Annotated in this window: 1 protein-coding gene; it reads left to right on the top strand. The window is 55.0% G+C overall.

The features are described from left to right. Window positions 1-98 precede the first annotated feature (98 nt). Window positions 99-1,145, top strand: a complete 1,047-nt coding sequence (locus ACP5PX_RS08285) for a transposase (protein WP_428085474.1) — start codon at window positions 99-101, stop codon at window positions 1,143-1,145. The last annotated feature ends 91 nt before the right edge of the window (window positions 1,146-1,236 follow it).

The raw sequence follows: 1,236 nt of genomic DNA, 5'->3' as shown, positions 1-1,236 counted from the left end.
AGCGGTTCAGCACGATCACCACAATAGTCCCTAACATCGTTGGGTATATTTACCCAAAAGCTTAAATACTTTGCGTTCCACATCTTTTTTGTGGAAATGTGAAGTTAGACAGCAAACAGCGAAAGCTCGACGAGCTCATTAAGGAACTCAAGGAGAAGGGGTTCAAGTACATCCCGCGCGAGGAGCGAGAGATCGACTGGTCGAAGTACGACGAGGCCCAGATCCATGAAATCAACGACATGCTGCTGATGATCAGGGACACCGTCGACGAGGCGGCGCTCAGGCTGGGGATTAAAGGGGCGAAATTCGAGGGGCCGGGACGGCCGCCCTACCCGCCGGAGGACTTGGTGAAGGCGGTCCTGATGCAGCAGTACTTCGGCGTGGCGAACAGAGGAGCGGCCGGGCTCGTGCTCCTGTTTCAGGAGAAAATGGGGATCAAACAGGCCTTTTCCTACAAAACCATCGAGCGGGCCTACGACGACCCGCTGGTGACCCTCATCCTGAACGAGGTCTTCAGGATGACCCAAAAACCCGTCGGGGAACTGGAGAAAAATTTCTCCGCGGATGGGACGGGGCTCTCGACCTCGATGAAGCAGAACTGGGGGCGAGATAAGGACGACGAGAAAAAGCGGGACGGGTATGAGAAGATGGTCGCGATGGTCGGCACCACCTATGGGCTCATCTCGGCCGTCGAGTTTCCGGACAATCCGGCGGCGCATGAGTCGCCGTTTTTCAAGCAGCTGCTTGAGGAAACGGCCGACTGCTACCCCACGATAGAGCTCGTAAGTCTGGACGCGGCTTACCTTTCCAGAGACAACTGCAACGTGATCGAAGAGGTCAGCGCGGTGCCGCGCATCTACCCGAAGGGAGGAGCCACGCTGAAGCGGAGGGGCAGCTGGGCCTGGACCGAGATGTTGCTCGATTTCATAAACGATCCGCAACAGTGGTTGCGCGACTACCACTTACGCTCGATCTCCGAAACCGTGTTCTCGACATACAAAAGAGATTTCATAACGCCGCTGCGAAGGCGCATCCTCCGCCGGAGGAAGAGGGAGGCGTTCACCAGGGTGTGCGACTACAACATGAAACGGTTGTGTTATCTAAGGTACCTCAAGGGGATTTCCGTGCCGTGGAAGAATAGCTAATTTTGTCCCAAAGCCGATCCGCCGCAACCAACTAAAAACTTGAGAAGGCATAAAAGCTACTAACCAAAGCACATACCGTATGTTACAGTAA

The organism is Hadarchaeum sp. (SeqCode) (genome assembly GCF_049969415.1).
Taxonomy (GTDB): Archaea; Hadarchaeota; Hadarchaeia; order Hadarchaeales; family Hadarchaeaceae; genus Hadarchaeum.
Note: the sequence above shows the minus strand (reverse complement) of the source record. Positions and strands in the feature narration are given on the sequence as shown.